Source organism: Leptospira haakeii, assembly GCF_002812045.1.
Classification (GTDB): Bacteria; Spirochaetota; Leptospiria; order Leptospirales; family Leptospiraceae; genus Leptospira_B; species Leptospira_B haakeii.
The window spans coordinates 1-17,961 of sequence record NZ_NPEG01000024.1 but is presented as its reverse complement, the minus strand read 5'-3'; the positions used below and the strand labels follow the sequence as shown (position 1 = coordinate 17,961).

The 17,961-nt window shown below is 38.8% G+C and carries 18 protein-coding genes; 8 read left to right on the top strand and 10 right to left on the bottom strand.

Going from position 1 to position 17,961, the window contains the following annotated elements; all coding sequences use genetic code 11:
• The coding region (locus tag CH377_RS19225; RefSeq protein WP_125172191.1) for a matrixin family metalloprotease at window positions 1–360 on the top strand (360 nt) is incomplete at its 5' end.
• 61 nt (window positions 361–421) lie between these two features.
• Here the strand turns inward: CH377_RS19225 and CH377_RS19220 are convergent.
• Together CH377_RS19220 and bcp are read right to left on the bottom strand one after the other, a co-directional pair.
• Entirely contained in the window at window positions 422–1,915 is a 1,494-nt protein-coding gene (locus CH377_RS19220; RefSeq protein ID WP_100725351.1) for a leucyl aminopeptidase, read from the bottom strand.
• Window positions 1,912–2,388 (bottom strand): thioredoxin-dependent thiol peroxidase, encoded by a 477-nt coding sequence (gene bcp / locus CH377_RS19215; RefSeq protein WP_100725350.1) that lies wholly within the window; start codon window positions 2,386–2,388, stop codon window positions 1,912–1,914. The genes CH377_RS19220 and bcp overlap by 4 nt, the downstream gene beginning before the upstream one ends.
• 122 nt (window positions 2,389–2,510) lie before the next feature.
• Here bcp and CH377_RS19210 point away from each other — a divergent pair, with 122 nt between their 5' ends.
• Window positions 2,511–2,885: a hypothetical protein gene (locus CH377_RS19210; protein WP_100725349.1), complete on the top strand. Its 375-nt coding sequence runs from the start codon at window positions 2,511–2,513 to the stop codon at window positions 2,883–2,885.
• On the opposite strand, the gene CH377_RS19205 is transcribed toward CH377_RS19210, so the two are convergent.
• Window positions 2,882–3,265 carry a VOC family protein gene (locus CH377_RS19205; RefSeq protein ID WP_100725348.1) on the bottom strand — a complete coding sequence of 128 codons (384 nt, stop codon included), beginning with the start codon at window positions 3,263–3,265 and terminating at the stop codon, window positions 2,882–2,884. The genes CH377_RS19210 and CH377_RS19205 overlap by 4 nt on opposite strands.
• Before the next feature lie 68 nt (window positions 3,266–3,333).
• Entirely contained in the window at window positions 3,334–4,098 is a 765-nt protein-coding gene (locus CH377_RS19200) for a helix-turn-helix domain-containing protein (RefSeq protein ID WP_100725347.1), read from the bottom strand.
• A gap of 241 nt (window positions 4,099–4,339) precedes the next feature.
• Here CH377_RS19200 and CH377_RS19195 point away from each other — a divergent pair, with 241 nt between their 5' ends.
• Window positions 4,340–5,443, top strand: coding sequence for a glycosyl hydrolase family 18 protein (locus CH377_RS19195; protein WP_423789947.1), 1,104 nt, complete (start codon window positions 4,340–4,342; stop codon window positions 5,441–5,443).
• 25 nt (window positions 5,444–5,468) lie between these two features.
• Here CH377_RS19195 and CH377_RS19190 read toward each other — a convergent pair whose 3' ends face one another.
• The gene (locus tag CH377_RS19190) at window positions 5,469–6,386 is read right to left on the bottom strand and encodes an MBL fold metallo-hydrolase (RefSeq protein WP_243402112.1); all 918 of its coding nucleotides are present in this window, start codon (window positions 6,384–6,386) and stop codon (window positions 5,469–5,471) included.
• Between the two features lie 207 nt (window positions 6,387–6,593).
• Between CH377_RS19190 and CH377_RS19185 the strand changes: the two genes are divergently transcribed.
• A complete protein-coding gene (locus CH377_RS19185) occupies window positions 6,594–7,295 on the top strand; it encodes a Crp/Fnr family transcriptional regulator (protein WP_100725345.1) in 702 nt (233 codons plus the stop codon).
• A 44-nt stretch (window positions 7,296–7,339) separates the two neighbouring features.
• Here CH377_RS19185 and CH377_RS19180 read toward each other — a convergent pair whose 3' ends face one another.
• From CH377_RS19180 to CH377_RS19170, 3 genes are all read right to left on the bottom strand, one after another.
• Window positions 7,340–7,768 (bottom strand): hypothetical protein, encoded by a 429-nt coding sequence (locus CH377_RS19180; protein WP_100725344.1) that lies wholly within the window; start codon window positions 7,766–7,768, stop codon window positions 7,340–7,342.
• Window positions 7,769–7,830: 62 nt separating this feature from the next.
• Complete coding sequence (locus CH377_RS19175) at window positions 7,831–9,003, bottom strand: acyl-CoA dehydrogenase family protein (RefSeq protein ID WP_100725343.1); 1,173 nt, start codon at window positions 9,001–9,003, stop codon at window positions 7,831–7,833.
• Between the two features lie 141 nt (window positions 9,004–9,144).
• Window positions 9,145–9,939, bottom strand: coding sequence for a crotonase/enoyl-CoA hydratase family protein (locus CH377_RS19170; protein ID WP_100725342.1), 795 nt, complete (start codon window positions 9,937–9,939; stop codon window positions 9,145–9,147).
• 177 nt (window positions 9,940–10,116) lie between these two features.
• Here CH377_RS19170 and CH377_RS19165 point away from each other — a divergent pair, with 177 nt between their 5' ends.
• From CH377_RS19165 to CH377_RS19155, 3 genes are all read left to right on the top strand, one after another.
• Window positions 10,117–11,253, top strand: a complete 1,137-nt coding sequence (locus tag CH377_RS19165) for a helix-turn-helix domain-containing protein (RefSeq protein ID WP_100725341.1) — start codon at window positions 10,117–10,119, stop codon at window positions 11,251–11,253.
• 114 nt (window positions 11,254–11,367) lie between these two features.
• Window positions 11,368–12,435, top strand: coding sequence for a fatty acid desaturase (locus CH377_RS19160; protein ID WP_100725340.1), 1,068 nt, complete (start codon window positions 11,368–11,370; stop codon window positions 12,433–12,435).
• A 21-nt stretch (window positions 12,436–12,456) separates the two neighbouring features.
• Complete coding sequence (locus CH377_RS19155) at window positions 12,457–13,734, top strand: phthiocerol/phthiodiolone dimycocerosyl transferase family protein (protein WP_100725339.1); 1,278 nt, start codon at window positions 12,457–12,459, stop codon at window positions 13,732–13,734.
• A gap of 33 nt (window positions 13,735–13,767) precedes the next feature.
• On the opposite strand, the gene CH377_RS19150 is transcribed toward CH377_RS19155, so the two are convergent.
• Window positions 13,768–14,175: a hypothetical protein gene (locus CH377_RS19150; RefSeq protein WP_100725338.1), complete on the bottom strand. Its 408-nt coding sequence runs from the start codon at window positions 14,173–14,175 to the stop codon at window positions 13,768–13,770.
• 9 nt (window positions 14,176–14,184) lie between these two features.
• Entirely contained in the window at window positions 14,185–15,642 is a 1,458-nt protein-coding gene (locus tag CH377_RS19145) for an APC family permease (protein WP_100725337.1), read from the bottom strand.
• 294 nt (window positions 15,643–15,936) lie between these two features.
• Here CH377_RS19145 and CH377_RS19140 point away from each other — a divergent pair, with 294 nt between their 5' ends.
• Entirely contained in the window at window positions 15,937–17,481 is a 1,545-nt protein-coding gene (locus CH377_RS19140; RefSeq protein ID WP_100725336.1) for a glycosyltransferase family protein, read from the top strand.
• Window positions 17,482–17,961 lie beyond the last annotated feature (480 nt).

Sequence of the window (17,961 nt, the reverse complement as noted above, 5' to 3'; positions counted from 1 at the left end):
ATTTTTATTTTTAAAGATAGGATCAAGGCTACCGCAGACGCAATGAGAATGGAAGGAAGCACTATTGATGCAAAAGAATATATAATTGCAACTGTTGCCCACGAGGTAGGACATTGCCTCGGATTACAACATTCTCAAGATCCTAAAGATCTGATGTTCCCGATGTTGACTGGAAACGTATTCGAACCTAGTAGAACGGAAATGCATGCCGCACAAGCATTGTATGATACTTCTATGCCACCCGGTTCTATAGATGAATCCAATCTTTATACGAAACAATCGGATTTTACTTACTTAAAACAATATACCGTACCTTCGTTTGCGGTATTCGGAAATATAAATATAGAAGAGGAAGACTGATAACCCCAGAACGGTAAAACCGATCAGTCTTCCTTTGGTGCGGATCGAAGGTTGCCGGGGATTAAACTCCCCGGTTTTTTTCTAATTTTTCGGCCAGGTCTACAAGCAGTCTTACACCGTATCCACTTGGTCCGTTTCCAATCTGAGTTCCGGATGCTTTCTTTCTCCAAGCAGTTCCTGCGATATCAATATGTGCCCAGTCAATTCCTGAATCCACAAAACGTTCCAGGTATTTCGCTGCAGAAAGGCTTCCCCCCGGACGTCCTGCAATATTACGTAAATCAGCTATATCGCTTTTTAGATCTTCGCCGTATTCTTCCCATAAAGGCAGATTCCAGGTCCTCTCATCGGAAGAAGCAGAGGCCTCATCCAAAAGTCCGCGTAATTTATCAGAATTACTCATAACCCCGGCTGCCTCATGGCCCAATGAAATGATGATCGCGCCTGTTAAAGTGGCCAGATCGACCATATAGTCCGGTTTGTATTTTTTTCCAATATAAGAAAGAACATCCCCTAATACAAGACGGCCTTCTGCATCAGTGTTTTGGACTTCGACAGTGAGGCCATTATGAGCAGTGTAAACGTCTCCAGGTTTCAAAGCGGCAGCATCCGGCATATTCTCCGCAACTCCGATAGCTGCAATTACAGGAACAGAGATACCTAATTCAGCAATGGCACCGATTGCATGGATCACCGCAGCGGCTCCACACATATCATATTTCATTTCATGCATATCTTGTGCAGGTTTGATACTGATCCCGCCTGAATCGAATGTAAGACCTTTTCCGATCAGAGCTAATTTCTTTTTGGATTTTGCCTTAGGAGGGTTATATTCCAAAACAATCATCTTAGGTTTTTTGTCCGAACCTTGGGATACTGCAAGAATTCCGCCCATCTTTTCTTTTTTAAGTTGGGGTTCATCCATCACAGTGATCTTTAATCCTGCCTCTTTCGCGATCTCTTTGGACCGAGAAACAAATTCTTCCGGGGTAAAATGATTTGCAGGAAGGTGGGAGATATATCTGGCACCGTTCACATATTTACTTACCGCTCTGGATTTATCCAAACCTACTTTTGCGGATTTTTCTGCATTAGGATCTTCTAATACAAAACTTACATTTCCGAATTTTAGTTTTTTGTCTTTAAAATCTTTGGTAAGAACATTGATTGGAAATGCGCCTAAATCGATTGAATTTGCGATCTGGTAAACTAAGGAAGAAGGGGAAAGTGTTTTGGTCAAAAACCTGGTGAGTTTGATCTCTAATCCCACTGAATCCCATTTACGCAGTTTTTCTCCGATACTTAAGAAAATCTGAGCTACGGAACGAATGCTAACTTTGTTGGAGTTCCCCAGACCCAGGTAGATAATTCTTTCAGACTCATCTATAAAACTTTGTCCGGATTCTCCACCGAATATTCCGGAGCGGATCTGGTCTGAAAATTTGGTCTCTAATTCTTTAGGAAGATTGTCTTTTGTAACTGGGATTACTTTGTAAATATTTTTGGAAGTGTTCTTCCCGATGCTATAATTGATTTTTGATTTTTCTATCTTCATTTGCCCAACGCCTTGATATCTCCGAGTATCTCATCTACGTGACCCTTCACGCTTACTTTCGGATAAACTTTTAAAATTTTCAGATCTGTTCCGATCAGGAATGTGGTTCTGAGAATTCCCATAAATTCTCTTCCCATAAATTTTTTCAACTGCCAGACTCCGTAAGCCTCGCAGATACTTCCATCCTCATCTGAAAGAAGAGTAAAATTGAGTTCTTGTTTTTCTATAAATTTCTGGTGGGATTTCACTGAGTCTTTAGAGACGCCTACTACGTTATAACCTTCTTTTTTTAGTCTCGCAAAATTGTCCCTGAAATCACAGGCCTCGGTAGTGCAACCTGGGGTTTGGTCCTTAGGATAAAAATATAATACCAAACCTTTTTTTCCGGCCAGATCCTTGAGAGAGACCTTTTCCCCGTTTTGGTTCAGGGTCGTAAAACTAGGGGCCTTAGACCCCGCTTTTAAAGTACTCATACAAAGACAAATGATAGGGAACTCGGCTACTATACAAGATTTTTTGTTTTGTTTCCGTTTTCAGAAGGGAAGAAGGAGCTAAAAAGCCTTGCGAAATTCGAAAATCGGCCGACAGTAAATATATGGATCCTAAAGAAAGAATGGAACTGATCCGCCAAGGAAATCAGGCCTTTAATGAAGGTGATATCCGAAAAGCCAGGGAATGTTTTCTAAAAACAGAATACAAGGACGGGCTGATTCGTTTAGGAGACCATTTCATGTTCGAGAAAAAGCTCCCTATACTCGCCTACGGTTATTATAAAAAGGCGGGTTATCAGAGAAGGATAGACGAAATTTTCCAAAGAATGTTATGGGCACTTTCTCAATGGATTGGACCTGATAAGTTCAAAACTCCCGAACCCGAAAGAAAAGCTCCGGATCCGGAAGATTTTGTGGTCCATCCGATCTTAAGACAAACCGCCTTGGATATACTCAAGAAAAACGGAATGTCTATCTAAGCGTTCACTGGCGCCGTATATTTCACAAAATCTATACCGATCCCATTCGGATCAGAGACAACAAAATGTCTGTCCCCCCATTCTTCTTCTTTTAACTCTAAAAGAATAGATAAGTTTTTCTTTTTCAGTTCAAAATAAAGAGAATCCACATCTTCGGTCTCAATAGTGAGATACATTCCAAATCCTGCATATTCTTTTTGAAATGCAGGATGTTGGCTCGGAAGATTCGGAAGTAAGAATGAAATTTCCTGTTTTCCGTTCGGGGTAGAAAGAAGAATATACCAATCATTCTCAAAAACGATCTGAAATCCTAATTTGCCTATATAGAATTCCTTGGTCTCTTTTAGTTTACTTGTGACTATTCCTGGGTTTAATTTCATAAGTTTCTCCTATGACTTGGAATTTAGCCTGAAATGAAAGATTTGAATTGTAAAAATCGGACAAAATATTAGCGGAATTTACGCAAAGAAGAAGGTGTAAGGCCTGTGAACTTCTTCCAGTCCTTGATAAAATGGCTTTGGTCATAAAAACCTTCTCCGATATCTAACTGGCCGTTTTCTTTCCAATGTCTAAGAGCAGCTTGGAATCTCAGGACCTTTGCGAATTCCTTTGGAGAAAGTCCAATATTCTCTGAAAATAATCTTCTGAGATGTCTGGAAGAAATTTGAAATCCTAATTTTTCCGTAGGCTTTTGAAAATCTGAATATATTTCTTGCAGGGAAGTTTGGACCCTCGGGTCGGTTTCCAGTTCCTTCTTCTTTAAAAGTTCCGAAAAATAAAGATCACAGGTTTTGATCCGATTAAAAAAAGAATTAGAAATTCTTAATTTTTCTTCTAACTCCTTAGCTTCCCTTGGGAATATTTCCAGAAAGGGAGAGGTCTGAGCTTTTATTTCTCCCAGATCCATTTTGAAAAATCTACGGATTCCAGAAGGTAAAAATCGTATCCCGAACCAACGATCGCCGGGTTGGATCGGAAAATTTTCCAAAGAAGTCGGGGAGAGTGAAATTAAGATTTTTTTTTTTTTGTTTATTTTAATTATTAGATCTACACAAGCATCTGGAACTACTTGGTATTGGCTTGGTATAGATAATTCGGAACTAAACTCCCAATAGTATGCGATACAAGAAATGAGTGCAGTGCAAGGCGCGATCTCGGAATACTGGATACCTAGATTGAGCTGTAGTGGACTGAAATCTTTTTTGTATTCCATCTTTAGAAGTGCCTTCTTTCTGGGTTTGTTTTCCGACTTGTCATCGTTTCTATTTGTAAAAACCTCGGAAACCTTGAAACGTATTATTGCTCAGTTATTTTTCCCTATCCTTATTTTAGCATTTTCGACGGTTTTGGCGGCTTGTTTTTTTGAGCGACCTAAGGACTCCCAAAAAGTTGTACCTCATACAGCTCCGGAAGGTCGCTTATTAGCTTCCACTTGGTCCCAAGATTTTTATGCGATGATGAAATATGTTCATCTCTATGATGAGATCCATCCGTTTTTGTATAATCTGGAAGGTGGTCGTAGCAATACAGGGCGTATACTTTCTGTTTGGAAAAAGGACGAAATAGACGAGAGGATTCGTTGGCTTAGGCTCATGTCTCCGCGCACATTGATCATTCCTACGATCTTTCGATGGGAAAATGATTTCGAAAAAGTTTCGGATGTAATTGGCCTGAACGGAAACACCAAAGTCAGAGATCTTCATATCCAAAATATTCTTAAAGAGATAGATACTTACGGATATGATGGGATAGATATAGATTACGAAGGAATGACCTGTGAGAAAAAAGAAGTATTTCAGGAATTTCTAATACTTCTGCGAGATGAGCTGCATAAAAAAGGAAAAATTTTATCAGTAGCAATTCATCCTAAGACGGTTGCAGAAAAACCTTCCGTGTATCCTTGCAAAGGTCTAAAGTCTCCCATCCAAGTGGATTTTTATGAGGCTTACAGAGGACAGTTGACTCATGATTATGAGTTCTTAGGGAAGGTTGCGGATAAGGTCAAAATTATGGCCTATGAACTACATCCTCGTAAACAAGGTTTTCCCGGGCCCGGACCCCAAGCACCCGATTGGTGGATTGATAAAATTTTGGAGTATGCGGTTGCTCGTATCCCGAACGAAAAACTGTATATGGCGATCCCAACTTACGGATACGATTGGGCATTACATTGCCAAGCTGAGACAAAATCGGTTTATTATTCCAGGGCAAAATGGATTAGGGATAAAATGGCTCCAAGGAAAGAAGAGCCTACGGATGTATTAGAAATTTTTAAAACCCAACCAAAGGCCGCAGATTGGACCTATCTCAGGCCTTATTTATACAGACACCAAGGTCATGTGTATTCAGATCCTTCCCTCTGGTATAGAATGGGCGGTTGTGATCGAGTAGCATTCTATATGAACAGAACAGCTTTCGAAAAGAAAATGAAAATATTGGATAAGTATAAGATCCGAGGATTTTCTTTCTGGCAATTAATAGAAGATAACGATCCTGAGATTAATAAATATCTGGAAGAAAAATTGGGAAAAGAAGCAAATCAGTCTTCTTCTCCCTAATGATCTGAATTTTGTGATACTTAGATTATTTCGCTAAACTAACGATCGGATCTCCTTTCCATTGTGTTGGTTCATGCCCGTAGATCACTTTCACTTTCGGAAATTTTTTGGAAAAAGCATTCATCTTACGAATGATTTCCATACTCTTATTTTTATCGACCGTTGCTCCCGGAGTGATCTCGTTATCGAATCCAGATTTTAGATGTGATGCATCGAAAGTAAATAATAAAGGACCGCTTGCTGCATTTAGCAGAATTGCTATCTCTCCTTTTGTATGTCCTTCGGCAGAAATGATCCAGGTAGAACCGTCCCCATAAAGGTCATAAACCGAACCTAATATCGGCATTTCAAAAAATTTATCCCGAGGAAGAAAAGAAACGTCGAAATCGAATGAAAGTGCCTTGGATGAATATCCGTGAAATACGGAAAAAAGACTACTCGCGTCTTTTGCTTCCTCTTCGCTAATAAGCATTTTAATGGGGCCTCTTTTTCTGAGCGCTTCCATTCCACCTATATGATCCCAGTGTAGATGGGAAGCTAAGACAAAATTCAAATCTACATTCGGAATCTTTAATGTATCTAACTGGCTCGCTAAATCTTTCCCTTTTTCAGACCGACATTCTATATTAAAAAGAGGACCGATTAAACTGAAATCGCAACGATTATTAGAGTCCACGGTAGGTACTCCTGAATCTAAAAGGAAATACCCTTTTTTCGGATGTTTAACTAGATAACTAAGAGAAGGTACCCATTGGTCTTTCTTATCATTTTCAGGAGTTTTAGGATTTTCAGCGTCGATTAAAATAGACGGGCCAGTTAAGACATATCCGGTTAGAATAGCTGTTACCTCTAAACGGCTGGGATTTGAGAAAACTTCTTCCCAAGACTTGAATTTTCTCGTCGTTTGTGATTCTTCTCCCCAAACTCGAACCTCCTTTTTCATGGGAGCCCCTAAAAAGCAGTCAACGCAAGGGATAAGGAGAATAAAAAGTAAAATCTTTCCAAAGAACTTTGAACTTCGATATTGCATGAGAAACCTCTATTGTTCGGAAATAATGGATTTCAGAACTTATAGGTTTTAAGATACATGTAAGTTCAAAGATCGCCTGGGACTTTTGTTCCATTGATTAAGAAAAAATCCGAAAAACCTATGAAATTTTCAAAACAAGTTTCGAGAGCAATCGAGTTGAGTATTTTTTCGACTTTGAACAAGGAAGTATACCTTCCTCTTTTGGAGCGCGGGATTCTTGTAAAATTGAAAGCGGGTCAGATCGTACAGAGAAATGAATCCGATCCTGAATACGCCGGGTTAGTCGTTTCTGGGTTTTTCAGAATGTATTTATTTGCGGAATCCGGAAGGCAACTCACTGTTCGATATGCGAAACAAGGAGATATGATGGGAATTGTAGGAGCTCTAACGCCTGACCCTAAAGTAGGGGAACCGGAAGAGACTTTTGTACAGGCCTTGACTGACTCGGAAATACTGGCTTTATCCTTTTCCGATCTAAGAACATACGGAAAAAAATCCAATGATCTTGCTTGGTTATTTGCGGAAGAATGTGCAAGCAGGGTGTACGCTGCTTTACGCGAATTGTACGGAGCGAGTTTTACTAGTGTTAAACAAAGACTCGCAAAACATTTACTGTTGAATGCAATCAGCGGCGAAAAACCTCCTTATTTATCCGTCAGTCTTTCTCAGCAGAATTTGGCAGACTCGATAGGAACCGTTCGGGAAGTAATCGTCAGGGAGCTTCGTAATCTAAAGAAGGAAGGATTGGTTATTAGTTCCCGAAATCGGATCGAGATCGTAGATCCAATCAAATTGCATTCACTTTCCGAAGAAGGATATTGATCTTGTCGTATATTGTATTTTTATAATTATTAAAGGTCTTTATTTTATGAAATTGAATATAAGAATGCTGCTGTAAATGCAGGCACTGAGATGATCATATCTCCTGCAGTGGAAGCTAAAAGGCCTATAACAATGGAGGAGGCCCTGTCTAATCCGCTCTTCTTATCTATAGATTCGCTTGGATTTAACAGAAATACGGAAATTGATAATGAAATTATTTTGATCAAAAAATACGAAAGAGCTGTTACGCCTATTTCGTATTCGTTCGAATGATTTAGCAAAAATGATAATATAATAAAAAAGCTGAAATCGAAAATAGAAAGAATTACGGATTGAAGCGTTCGATTCTCTTTTTTACTTTCATAATACTTTTTATAATAGCCAGCGATCCAGAAGTTAATAGGAATTTTGAATATTATATATAAGTATGCAAAGATTTCCGGGCGTATTTGTAAAGTATGGGCAAGAATCAATGGTGAACCTCTGATTTCGATTCTAACCTATAATATCAAAATTAATTCGAAATTCAGACAAATTAATTTTCCTTCATGATACTTCCGGAGATGATCAATTTCTGGATCTCGCTAGTTCCTCCGCCTATCTCTCCCAAGCGAGTATCTCTATATAAACGAGAAACTTTGTATTCATCCATATATCCCGCACCGCCATGAATTTGTACTGCAAGATTTGTAACTTCTCTCGCTGCAGTGGTTGCGAATAATTTACATGCAGCACATTTTCCGGAAAGAGACATGGAACCTTTTCCTTCCGATTCTATTTTTTCCATTTCCCAGGCGGTATTATAGGTGAGCCATTTGGCGGCCTCGTATTTGGAATAAATTTCCGCGAGCATGAATGCAACACCCTGGTGTTGATAAATCGATTTACCGAAACTTTTGCGAGAAGCAGAGAAGGATTTCGACTCATCCAAACAGGCCTTCATGACTCCCAATGAATAAGCGGCTAAAGAAAGTCTTTCTGCATTGAAAGTCTGCATGGTTTGTCTAAAACCTTTTCCCAATTTGCCTAAAATATTCTCTTCCGGAACTTCTACATCTTCGAAGAATAATGCACCGGTAGGAGATGCCTTTAACCCCATCTTATCCATTGCTGCAGATCTGGAGATACCTTTGGAATTCAGATCTACTATAAAATGAGTGAGTCCTTTTTCTTTTCCGGTTTCGTCCTGAGTTCTTGCAAGAACCAAACAATAGTCTGCATTAGGCGCATTTGTGATGAAAGTTTTTTGACCGGAAAGAAGATAACGATCCTTTCCTGATTTTTTAGCAAGAGAAGAAAGCCCTGAAACGTCGGAACCTCCGTCAGGTTCCGTAACTCCTAAGGAGCCGATTGTTTTACCGGAGATAATATCGGGCAGATATTTTTTCTTTTGTTCCGGGGTGCCGAAATGTTTGATAGGAAGTCCGAATAAGCCGGCAGAAGCTCCCGCGCTGAAAAAAGTAGAACCGCAAGATTCGGAAATGATCTCCATCGCCAAGGTGCTCAAGAAAACTCCTGCACCTTGCCCGCCGAATTCCTCTTCATGCAAAAGGCCTAAGTAGCCAGCTTCTCCTAGTTTGAGATAATGGGATCTGGGAAGTTCCTTTGTTTTATCCGCTTCTTCCGCAAAAGGATGGATCTCCTTTTTGCAAAAATTACGAAATGATTCTGTGAACTCTTGTTCATCGGAACTTAGGCTAAAATCCATTTATGATCCCTCGGATCTTGCTAAACTCGAAGAAACATACGCGAAGGCAAGTAGAATTCCCCGAATCCGAATATCGTTTGTTAGGAATGCAAACTAAATATGGATATAGGCTAAAATAGTATATTCGAAAAAGTTAAAATACTATTTCCCTTTGAAAACAGCGGTTCTTTTTTCCAGTAAGGAACGGATCCCTTCTTGGCCATCTTCCGATTTTAAACAATCAGTTACCAATGGAACTAAATCATCTATTGCCTCTAAATCTCCCACCTCGATAGCCTTTCTTGCGTTTGCCAGAACTGCATCAATTGCCTTTGGAGCCTGAGCGGAAATTTTTTCAGCTAGTTCTATTGCTCTTATTAATAGTTCCTTTTTAGGTAGAACTTCTTGTACAATCCCGATCCGATATGCTTCGGGAGCATCGAAAGTATCCCCGGTCAGAATATATTTCATCGCGTTACCCCAACCGGAAGCTCTTACAAATCTGATCGTAGCTCCACCGAATGGCAAAATTCCTCTTTGTACTTCCATTTGAGCAAATACGGTTTTCTCCGCTGCGAGTGCGATGTCGGAAGCAAGCATCAATTCAATTCCTAAAGTTAGGCAAAACCCATGGACCGCTGTGATCAAAGGTTTTTTACGAACTCTGCCTGTTCCTCCTGTATCCCAAGGGTTGATATTCCCTTTTTGGAAAAAATTTCTACCTTGATCAATGATGGATTTTGCAACATCTTCTAATTCCAAGCCGAAAGTAAAATGAAGACCATTCGCATAAAGAACTGCACATCTGGAGCTCGGGTCATCTTCGTAAACAGTAAGAGCATCACTTAACTCCATGATCATTTGTGTGTTCATCGCATTTCTGGCATCCGGACGATTGAGTGCGATACAGAATACGGGACCTTTCTTTTCAATTTGGATATAAGTATACGATTTCATAAAATCCTCCACAGCAAGTAGACCATATAGTCTACTCTTTGGATTCTATGTCTTTTGTTTTTCTGAATTTGATGTCGAACTTCTTTGCTTTTTAAGAGAAACTAATTTCGTTTCCCAATCAAAATTGGGACCTTACAGAAGGTTGACAACTCCGATGGATAGTGGATAAAGCCTTGGATGTCCAATCTTCCGATTTATCTTCCGGAGCAATTTTCTCAGTCTCCGGTTTTCTGGATTTTAGTTTCTTTTGCGATCTTCGGAACTTATCTCGGGGCCTTATTATGTATTGGGCAGAATATCTTAGAAAGAAAAACGGCTCTCAATCGTTTACTTTCTTTATTGTTCGTATGTTTAGGTTTATTACAAGGTACCTGTTTATTTTATGTATTCGGGCTTTCTTCTTCCTTTCCTCGAGTTGTACTTCTTCATGTTCCTGTCTTGGGTTCCATAGGTCCCATTCTATATGGAATCCATAAGATCATTCAAAATTCAGAATTCGAAAAATCTACACTTGGATTAAGTCCAAAACATTCTATTTTACCTGGAATCATCTGGGTTTTTTATTTTCTAAGTTTTGTACCGAACTCTGATTCGATTACAAAAGGTATTCTAATATTCTCCGAAACAAGAAGCATATCCGATCTGGTTTTTCTGATCCCATTGCTTATACTTGGTACCTACATTGCCGGGTTGTTAAGAGGGAGCAGAATATTATTTAAACCGAATGTTTTGAAAGAAGAGTGGACTGCGAGAGTTCTTCTTTATATCATTCTTGCCACAATCGCAAACCATTCAGTAGGTGCATTTTTTCTAATAGATAAGAATCCACTTTTTTTGTTAGTCAGTGCCTCCATGATGGGTTTGAGTCTTTGCGTTTCGTATTTGATTGGTAGAAGATACCCTGCTTATTTCCAAAATCTGCAAGAAGTGGCGAGAGTTACCTTCCAAAAATATTCCCGCTCCTTACTCCAGGGAATGGATATCATAACACTCAAGGAAAATTTATTAAAAGAGATGGAAGTCGAAAAAATATACAAAGACGAGGACTTGAGTTTAGCAAGTCTTGCGGATGAGTTAGGACTTTCTTCTCACCAACTTTCGGAGCTGATCAACCAAGAAATGGGCAAAAATTTTTCCGCGTTTGTGAACGAGTATCGGATCCGGGAGGCTTGCGAGCTGCTAACAAAAAACAAAGAGTCTTCTGTCCTGGATATTGCCTATGAGGTGGGATTTAGGAGCAAAACCTCCTTTCACAGGGCATTCCAGAAAGAAGTGGGAGTTCCTCCATCAGAATACAGGGAGAAAAATCCTTAACTAACGGTCCCATCCTATCAATTGAAACCGCTCCTACGGTTTCGGTTTATAGAATGGAACGACGGATCTGAAATATTGGTTATAATTCCTTCCATCAGTTAAATCGGAGTGGATATGAGCCTCTTAGCTCTCGAGCGAAAAAACATTTCGGATAGATTTACCGAAAAAGAAAAAACAAAACGTATCATCAAATGGATCCGCCGTTCGGATTCTAAACTCAGAAAACGTTTCTCTTTTTTAAAACACCAAGACGCGATCGGATTTGGAATCACTATTGGTTCCGCTTTCGGAATGATCGTACTCGGAAGTTTGTATATAATGAATATTATTCCATTCTGGGTTTGTATTATAGGGAACGGGATTTTTGCTTCGTTTCTGCATGAGATGGAGCATGACTTAATCCACAGTATTTATTTTAAAGAAAATCCTAAGATGCAGAATTTTCTATTCTGGATGGTCTGGCTATTCAGAGCAAATACGGTCAACCCTTGGTTTAGAAAAGAGATCCATCTTCTTCATCATAAACTTTCAGGAAATATAGAAGATATAGAAGAAAGATTTATCAGTAACGGAATGCCTTGGGGGATCAGACGGATACTCGTAATGATAGATCCGATCATGGCAGTCGTATTGCAAGGACCTAAGATCAGAAAGGACGCAATCCGATATCTTGCAAAAATAAAAGCGAAACCGATCAAGGGACCTTATCGGTTAGTATATCTTCTTCTTTGGTATTCATTCTTGATCTGGGGGATGATTTCTTTGATCAATTGGTCATTGGGGAGCCCTATACAAGAGACAGGAACGACGGCTTATATTCATAATTTCTTAAATACTGCAGCAGTAGTGTATCTGATCCCTTGTTGGCTCAGACAATCCGCCATACAGATCGTATCTTCTAACATGCATTATTACGGAGATGTGAAGAGTTTGTACCAGCAGACCCAAGTATTGGATTCTTGGTGGATATTACCTTTACATTTGTTCTGCTTTAATTTTGGAGCCACACATGGTATCCATCATTTTGTGGTAACACAGCCGTTCTATCTAAGACAAGCAGTCGCACCTAAAGTAAAACCATTCTTAAAAAAATATGGAATTCGTTTTAACGACTTTGAAAGTATGACAAGGGCGAATCGTTACCAAAAAGAAGCAATGGATGGTATTGCGATTCCGGCCTAGTACTTTAAAGTCGGAAATGGCATGCAAAATTTAAAAGAATCTGAAAAACCCCAAGGTCAATTCATTCGATCCTTAGACCAAGCGGAGGCAAATTTCTGGTTATATGACCGTGCCTCCTCTATGAACTTCTGTGTAATGGCAGAAGGAGAGGGTTCTTTTTCAGAAGAAAGTTTACGCAAAGCTCTGGACCTTATCCAAAACAAACATGCGTTAGCTAAGGTTCAGATCTTAAAACAAGCCGGACAAGATTCTCATTTATACTTTGCAACTTCAGACAAAAAAATCCCGATCCAAAAAGATTTCTATTCTCCTGATTGGAAATCTAAGTTGGCTAAGGAAACAATCCGACTTTTTGAATTAGGAGATTCTCCTTTAATCAGAACTATATTTTATAATTCCGGAAATTCTAAGTTTGCGATCGGTGTTATCTTTCATCATAGTATTGGAGACGGAAGATCAGGTTGCAGATTTCTTTTAGATGTACTCAGAGCAAGTACAGGAGAAGCGGATGAAATCGAGGAAGATTCGGAATATTCTTCCTTAATGGAATTATATCCGGCAGAAGAACTATATAAAGGTGGACCTAAGCCTGAAAAACCTCTGACAATTCCTCAATTTTCTCGCAAAAAAGAAGAACAAGATCCGGAGATCATTAGTTTTTATTTGGAAGAAGAAGACGTTGAATCTCTTCTAAAAACTTCTAAACAAAAAAAGATTTCCTTTCATGGGATCTTAGGCGCTTCTCAAGTAACCGCACTCGCAGATTTTTTTGACAGAGGCCAAGAAGGAGTATTATATCTATCTACTCCTGCGGACTTAAGACCTCATTTGAGTCATCCTGTGCCAGATTCTGCATTAGGACTTTATATTTCCCTATTCACCACTCCTGTGAATATTAGAGATTCTTTTGATACAAAAGCAAAAACGATTATGAACGATGTAAGGGCTCGTATCGGAAGAAGAGAAGGCAGAGCATTTTACGAACTACTTCCTCCTTCTGAGCAATTTTTGGAAAAAGAAGATGGGCTAAAACTTTTCCAATTGCTGATGAATCGAAATCCTCAAGCCAGTTTGTTGAGCAACGTAGGAATTATTCCTGTTTTGGCATCAGATGAAATAAAGGTAAAAGAACTTTCTTTTACGGTACATCCCGCTTTAACCCAAACAGTTTTCACTACGGTGACTACTTATGAAAACAGAATGGCAATCAATATAAACTACGATAAAAATCGTTGGAAAGAAGGAGATATCTCTCAATTTGCATATTCTTTCCGGAAGAATATACTTTCGAATTCTTGAGTCTGTCTTGAAATTTAACTTTGCTCGAAAAGTTTAAAATGGAAGGATTCTTTTTCTGTTTATAAAAACTCTTCTGCCCAGGATCCAACCCCAGATCAGGAACCCACATCCTAGATAAGAGATCAGGTTCGGGACTAGAAGAATTTCCACTTCTGCAAGAACAGGGACTTGCATGGTCAGACCTGCGAGCATTATGATTGTATGGATTTCTGCAACTCTCGATTTTTTCTCATCTAGATATTTACCTAAACCTCCTCCACTGATGAATGCCAAAACCCCAAAGATAGCACCTATCCTTCCTATATATGCCGAGAAGTATTCGAAATTTTGAATATCAGGAAATTGGAATAGGATGATAAACGGACGAGAAAAAAGGAAACTTAAGGAAATAATCCCCAAATATCTATGGAGCTTAAGTTTATTTTTGGGTGAAAGTTCCAAGGCAGAAACTTAAGCGGGATCTCCGCTTCCTACCGGAACAGGTTCGTTTTCAGGAAGTAAACTTAAGCCACCAGCTTCCAATTCCGGTTCGGAAATAGTAGTAATCGGGATCGGATGAGATTTTTTGGAAAATTTGAAATAGTAATACAACGGAACTGAGAATAAGGTGAATCCAAAACCCCAGAGAGCTTCTGCACTCTTATTATAGAGCAATGTTGCAATAATTAGAATATTAGAAAGTATGTATAGATAAGTAGAATACGGATAGCCCGGGATCTTAAATTCATTCTTTAGATGTCTTTTTTCAAAAATAACCGGAGTATAAGCAGTGATCGTTGCGAGCAATAAAGTGGAGCATGTAATCAGATATAAAAGTGATTCAATCTCTTTCACGAAACAAAAAAGGCAAGCATACAAAAACTGAAAGATCAAAGATTTATAAGGGCTATGATATTTAGAATGTAATTTGGCCATACTCGGGAAGAAAAATCCGTCTCTTGCCATCGCAAAATAGATCCTGGAACCACCGATGATATAGGCGGAAATTCCTCCTAGAAATACCCAACAAATAAACGCAGTGATCAGAATGGTCACACCTTTTCCGAATAAAAATCCAGAAGCAGTTACTCCAATCTTCTCGTCTCCCGCTAAAAATTGAAAAGGAGCAGAACTCAAATATAGAAAATTGATCAGAACATAAAGAAGAGTCACTAAGATACAGGAAACGATCACTGCTTTGTAAATATTCTTCTCTGGATCTTTTACTTCTTCTGCTACGTAAGTGATCATATTCCAGCCCAAATAGGAAAAGGTGACCGGGATTGCTCCTGCAAGCAAAAGGTTCCACCCATGGAGATCGGAAGGAATCAGGGAGAAGGGTTCAAAATTTTGAATATTATAATTTCCTATAGTAAATCCTAAGGTTACAAAAGCAACTAAGCCTATAATTTTGAAAGTAGTAAAAAAATTCTGAATACGAGAAGCGAATCCGATGCCGAAAAAGTTCACAATTGTGAAAAATAAGATCGTGGAAATCCCTATGATTTGAGCTACACCTAACGAAAATGTGATCCCTAAAAACTTGGACTCTAAGAAATAAATGTCCCAACTGGGATTGAATAAGGTCAAAAACGATTTAGAGAAAGCAATTGCAGAAAGGGAGATGGATGCAGAAAAATTCACAGACAAAGAAAGCCAGCCACTGGAGAATGCAACGATAGGAGAGTAGGCCTCCTTTAGATAAACGTAATCTCCTCCTGCATACGGAAAGATACTTGCCGATTTCGCATAACTCATCGCACCGGCGATTGCCAGTAGTCCGCCCAGGATCCAACAAAGAAGTGCCCAATTCGGATTGGCAGTTTGGGTCAGTATATAGCCGGTAGTAATAAAAATCCCCGGCCCCACCATAGAGCTGAACATGAGAGAAATGGAATCGTAAAGATTAAGAGAACGACGAAGTTTCATTTCGAGTTTTGGTCAAGATAGCCCCTTTACTTTCACTCACAAGACATTTTCAGTGAATTTTAAAGAAGCTTAAGCAAGTTGGATTTGATCTGACTACTATAAGAAGGGGTAAATTTGCGTTTTATTTGAGTTCGCATACTAATTATCAAAGAGGCCGACATGGTGGCTTCCAAAAATTATTCTAAGTATTCGGAGATAAGGATACTTTTAAGGCTTTTAGGATATAGTAATTTGACATGAAGGTTCGATCTGGAAAATATTGTTTGATAATTCTATTTCGATGGGGACTGCATAGTGAATATTCCTTTGTCTGGATGGGCGCCGATTGCCGCAGGATTTTTTGTATTCGTTGGAATGATTTTTCGTGTTCTATATTTTTACAACTCATCCGATGCTGCATTGATTGGAGTGATTCCCGATGATGCTTTCTATTATATTCAGATGGCAAGGCACCGCGCTTTCGAAGGCATTTGGACTTTTGATGGGATTTCGGTTACTACAGGGTTTCATTTTTTATACGGATATATTTTAGTTTTTATATACTCGATTGCTGGCGAAGTCGATTGGAGAAATTTATTTTTGATAATAGGTGGGCTTGCTTCCGTTTTTATAGGGTTATCCGCCTATTTTACCGCACGCGTTGCTGAGAATTTTTTTGGTAAAAGTTCTATTATGTTAGCTGTGGCCCCATTTTTTACTTTTACAGCGATTATGCAGAGTACTGCAATGATGGAGTCCTGGCTTGTTTTGTTTTTCTCAGCGTCTTCGCTATATTTTTCTACGCAGGATAAGGATCTATCCTTCACTGATACAATTTGGCTTTTTCTGTTGGGCGTATTCGGATCTTTATCTAGGTCTGATTTCGGACTATTGCCAGGGGTTCTGTTTTCTGCCTTTTTGATCAGTTCTCTTCGCTTTAAAAGCAAAAGTTTGAAACGAAGCGCAATTTTACTAGCCGGGGCAATTATTGGTGTTTTTATTATTTTATTACAAAATTTCTTTATATCGGGCCATTTCTCTCAAGGGAGTGCTCAGGTAAAATTGTATTGGTCAGCTCTTGAGGGGCATTCCGTTTTGCCGGTAATTGGTTTGATTGGTTCTATTTTTCTTCCTTTCTTTGCAACGTTGGGTAAGTGGACACAAATTGCCTTATTATTATCATTTCCTGTTTTAGTAGTATATTCTTGGCGTAAGTTCGTTAAATCGAAGAACCGATCTAATTATTATCCATCTTTAATTTTGGCTTTCTCTTGTTTTTTTACGGTGATTGGATACATTTTCTTCTATCGATTTAATTCTCATGGAATGCATGTTTGGTATTCATCCAATCTTATTGTACCGACTGGAATCACACTCGCTGCACTTGGTGTTTTTTTCTTTAGAAAAAGAGTATTGATTCCGGCATTTTTAGTGCTCTTTGCTTACCTTTATGTAGGCAGAACAAAATTTCTCAGCATTAGATGGCCGCATCAAATTGGAATGTTGCATGCAGGGCTTTTTCTAAAAGATAAGAAGTTCACTAAGGTTGCTGCATGGAATGCAGGTATTATTAGTTATTTTTCAAAAATAACTGTGATTAATATCGATGGGTTGGCGAATGATGATGTTTTTCCTTACATAAAAAATAATACCTTATTCGATTATTTAAAATCAAATAATATCGATTACTTAATCGATTATGAAGAAATGCTGAAGAACGATGCATATCGAAAAAAGGGAGGATATTTTGACGAGCGAATGGATCGATGTTTGCGTTCTTTATATCCTGTTGATGCTGGCTCGCCTAAATGGGGTAAAACTGAATTGAGACTGTTTGAGCTCATTCCGAATTGTAAATAGAATATTATATTTGTTTAATTGATCTTCGGCCGTTAAGATTCTGAGTCTTTCGATAGAGTGTCGCTTGGTTAAATGTATGCCCATTTTAGTTGTAATTTTGACTGTCTTGGTTTTATTCGTTGAGACCGATCTGTAGCAACATTAGAGTATTATAATGAACTAAATCTATGTCCCCAAGGGAGCGAAAATGCTGAAATTCCTATGAATTTTAGTCCGACTTATGTCACATTAAAATCGCTAATTTCAAAATTTAGAAAGGATAGATTTGCAAAATTTCTATAAAAACAGTTTGACTGGCCGGGTCGTTTTTGTATTTTGGTCTTCTGGCCGTTTTTAGGTCAGTAACCGAAACTTTCGGGTAGAACGGCATTTGCCCTTCAAGCTGCAAGTTTAGGGAAGAAACAAAGTTCTTTAACAACAAATATAACTGCGAATGAGAAATTAAAATTTTTTATTAGCTGAGATTGTTTCATGGTGATG